Annotated in this window: 4 protein-coding genes and 1 pseudogene; 2 read left to right on the forward strand and 3 right to left on the reverse strand. The window is 70.7% G+C overall.

What is annotated here, in order from left to right:
* A partial coding sequence (locus tag H5J29_RS36620; RefSeq protein WP_220187859.1) for an acyl-CoA-like ligand-binding transcription factor occupies positions 1-161 on the forward strand: 161 nt, incomplete at its 5' end.
* Between the two features lie 58 nt (positions 162-219).
* Here the strand turns inward: H5J29_RS36620 and H5J29_RS24285 are convergent.
* Both H5J29_RS24285 and H5J29_RS24290 read right to left on the reverse strand, forming a co-directional pair.
* Complete coding sequence (locus H5J29_RS24285; protein WP_181783348.1) at positions 220-381, reverse strand: hypothetical protein; 162 nt, start codon at positions 379-381, stop codon at positions 220-222.
* Positions 382-461: 80 nt separating this feature from the next.
* On the reverse strand, positions 462-1979 hold the full coding sequence (locus H5J29_RS24290) for a catalase (protein ID WP_181783349.1): 1518 nt from the start codon (positions 1977-1979) through the stop codon (positions 462-464).
* Positions 1980-2194: 215 nt separating this feature from the next.
* Here H5J29_RS24290 and H5J29_RS24295 point away from each other — a divergent pair.
* A pseudogene (locus H5J29_RS24295) lies at positions 2195-2933 on the forward strand (integrase core domain-containing protein).
* Here H5J29_RS24295 and ligD read toward each other — a convergent pair.
* Positions 2930-3849, reverse strand: a 920-nt coding sequence (gene ligD / locus H5J29_RS24300; RefSeq protein ID WP_220187858.1) for a non-homologous end-joining DNA ligase, incomplete at its 5' end; no start/stop codon positions are given. The pseudogene H5J29_RS24295 and the gene ligD sit on opposite strands and share 4 nt — an antisense overlap.

Here is a 3849-nt window from a genome sequence, read left to right on the forward strand (position 1 = left end):
GACTCTCGCGCCGGGCCCGGGTCGCGCCCACAGCCAGCATGATCACCGTGCTCGCCGCCACGCTCGGGGCGCACGAGTACTGGCTCGCGCACCCGGACGAGGACCTCCCGACCGTGCACGAGCGCTTCCTGAGGCTGCTGCTCCCACGCGAGACCCGCTGAGCCCCGAGCACCGAGCCGGACTCAGCGGCCGGCCGGAGCGGCGGCTCGCCGACGGCGGTCAGGAGGAGTCCTCCTCGGTGGGGGTCTCCTCCTCGTCGGCGGGTCGGGGCGCGGGAAGGCGCCGCCGCCGCTGCTCGGCGGGGTCTCCGAGGTCGAGTCGATCGTGCTTGTCGTGCGGGTGCATCGCACCCGGCTCCGGCGCGGGCCGTGCCTGTGTCATGAGCCACCTCCTTGTGGCGCCCACGATGCTGGCCCGCGGCGGTGGGCCCGTCAAGAGGCTCGACGGGCCCACCGCTCCACTCAGGCCTTGGCCTGCATGGAGCTGCGGGCCGGGTTGCCCTGCTCGTCGACCTTCGGGTCCGTCTCGGACGCCTTCTGTCGCACGCCCTGCTCGATCAGGTCGCCGACACTCTTGTCGATGTTCTTCCAGTAGGTGAACGCCCGCTCCAGGATCGGCTCGGACACGCCGTTGAGCAGGTGGCCGACCACGTTGTCCACCAGACGTTCCCGGGCCGCGTCGTCGAGCACCTCGCGCACGAGCGTGCCCGCCTGGCCCCAGTCGTCGTCCTCGGCGTGGTCGACGTAGGCCGACCGCATGATGTCGCCGTCCGCCTGCCAGGTGGGCACGTGCTGCGTGGTGTCGGCCGCCGGGCCGCCGTAGGAGTTCGGCGCGTACACCGGGTCGGAGACCTTCTGCACCCGCATCGCCCCGTCCTTGGAGTACGAGCGGACCGGGCAGACCGGAGCGTTCACCGGGATCTGCTGGTAGTTGCCGCCCAGCCGGTAGCGGTGCGCGTCGGCGTAGGAGAACAGCCGCGCCAGCAGCATCCGGTCCGGCGAGGGCCCGATGCCCGGCACCAGGTTGTTCGGCTGGAAGGCCAGCTGCTCGATCTCGGTGTGGTTGTCGGTGGGGTTGCGGTCCAACGTCATCCGGCCGACCTCGATCAGCGGGTAGTCGCCGTGCGGCCACACCTTCGTCAGGTCGAACGGGTTGAAGCGGTAGTCCTTCGCGTCCGCGTACGGCATGACCTGCACGTGCAGCGTCCACGACGGGTACTCGCCGTCTCGGATGTGCTCGAAGAGGTCGCGGGTGTGGTAGTCGGTGTCCGCCGCGGCCATCTGGTCGGCCTCGTGCTGGGTGAAGAACTCCATGCCCTGGTCGGTCTTGAAGTGGTACTTGACCCAGAACTCCTCGCCCGCCTCGTTGATCCACATGTAGGTGTGGCTGGTGTAGCCGTTCATGTGGCGCCAGGTGCGCGGGATGCCGCGGTCCCCCATCAGCCAGGTGACCTGGTGGGCGGACTCGGGCGAGAGCGTCCAGAAGTCCCACTGCATGTCGTGGTCGCGCAGGTTGTTGTCCGCGCGGCGCTTCTGCGACCGGATGAAGTGCTGGAACTTCATCGGGTCCTTGACGAAGAAGACCGGCGTGTTGTTGCCGACCATGTCGTAGTTGCCCTGCGGTGTGTAGAACTTGATCGCGAACCCGCGGGGGTCGCGCCAGGTGTCGGGGCTGCCCCGCTCGCCAGCGACGGTCGAGAACCGCACACCCAGGTCCGTCCGCGCGCCGGGCTGGAACAGCGCCGCCTTGGTGTAGGCGCTGACGTCGTTCGTCACCTCGAACGAGCCGAAGGCGCCGCTGCCCTTGGCGTGCGGCTGGCGCTCCGGGATGCGCTCGCGGTTGAACTGGGCCATCTGCTCGATGAGGTAGCTGTCCTGCAGCAGGATCGGTCCGCCCGGGCCGACCGTGAGCGAGTGCTCGTCGCTCTCGACCGGGATGCCTGCGTCCGTGGTGGTGGGGTCGGGGCGCGCCGTGGTCACGGGTCACGCCTCCCTTCGTCGTCCGGGGATCGTGACCGTGGCGTACCCGCCGGGGGCGGCCGGGAACCAAGGGCGCGGCTAGATGTCCCACTCATGGAGGTTGGTGACGTGGGGGCTGGCGACACCCCGGGATCGATGATCTTGATGTAGGGAGGACCTCCAGGCGAGGTGTGGAGCTGCTGAAGGCATCCATGCCGTCGACCCCGGAGGTCCTCGTGTCGCACCGTAATGCCCCGCTGACCGTCGAGGGGAAGCGGCGATCGTGTCTGAGTGTCGACCGCGGACGACCCAAGGCCCACGTCGCGGCGGAGGCCGGGATCTCGCGGCAGTGTCTGCACAAATGGCACACCCGTTGGCGGACCGAGAGCCCGCCCCGGCGAGTTGGTCCACATCGACGTCAAGAAACTCGGCCACATCCGCTCAGGCGGCGGCTGGCGGGCCCACGGACGGAGCTCCGCGCAGTCCAGAGCTGCCCGGTCCGGGCCGCGGGTGGGCTACGACTACGTCCACGTCGCGGTCGACGACCACTCCCGCCTGGCCTACGTCGAAGTCATCACCAGCACCGACGGCGGGGAGAACCAGCACGCCTGCACCGGGTTCCTGCGCCGCGCGCACGCCTGGTTCGCCGACCACGGCATCCGGGTGGAACGGATCATGACCGACAACGCCATGACCCACCGCAACAGCCGCCTGTTCGCCGCGACCTGCACCGAGCTCGGTATCGGACAACGGTTCACCAAGCCCCGCTGTCCCTGGACGAACGGCAAAGCCGAACGGTTCAACCGCACCCTCGCCCAGGAATGGGCCTACGCCACCGTCTACGAGTCCTCAGCCGAGCGTGTCGCCTCGCTACCGACCTGGCTACACGGCTACAACGTCCACCGGCCCCACACTGCGCTCGGCGGACACCCACCCGCCCACCGCGTCAACAACCTCTGCCGGCGGGACAGCTAGAGGCTCGGCAGCTCCTGGTCGCGGCCGACCAGCTCGGCCAGGGGGTCGCCGGTCCCCGCGAGCCGGTCGAGGACGGTGTGGAGGGTCCAGCGGTCGGGGCGCAGGTCGGGGTCGTCGAGCTCGGCCCACGTGATCGGCACCGACACCGGGGCCCCGGCGCGGGGGCGCGGGCTGAACGGTGCCACCAGGGTCCGGTTGATCGCGTTCTGGGTGTAGTCGAGGCGGATCAGCCCCTCGCGACGGTCCGTGTGCCACTCCCACGACACGAGCTCGGGCACCGTCCGACCGACCGCCTTGGACAGCCGCTCGACCCACCTACGGGTGTCGGCGAAGGAGTACCCGGCCCGCACCGGCACCCAGATCTGGACGCCCCGCTGCCCGGTCACCTTCGGCGCCCCCGAGACGCCCAGGTGCGCCAGCGCGGTGCGGTACAGCCGGGCCAGGACCAGGACCTCGGCGAACCCGCTGGCGGGGCCGGGGTCGATGTCGATCAGCGCCCAGCGGGGCTCGTGCACGGTGGGCAGCCGGGAGGTCCACGGGTGCAGCTCGACGGCGCCGTGGTTGGCCATCCACACCAGCGCGGCCACCGAGTCGACCACCGCGTACCGGCGGGACTCCCCCGCCTCCGCCTCCGGGTTGTCCCAGAACCGCAGCCACTCCGGGGCGTGCCCGGGCAGCTCCTTCTGCCAGAACCCGGGCTCGTCGACGCCGTCCGGGAAGCGGTGCAGGTTCACCGGGCGGCCCTCGAGGTAGGGCAGCATCCGCGGGGCGATCAGCGCGTAGTAGCGGACCAGGTCCCGCTTCGTGACCCGCGGCTGCGCCCCGCGGGCGGGGAACAGCACCTTGTCCAGGTTCGTGAGGGCGAGCTCGCGGCCCGCGATCTCCCAGGTCCCCCGCTTGCGCAGGGCCGCGAGTG

This window comes from Pseudonocardia pini (genome assembly GCF_013870575.1).
Lineage (GTDB): Bacteria > Actinomycetota > Actinomycetes > Mycobacteriales > Pseudonocardiaceae > Pseudonocardia > Pseudonocardia pini.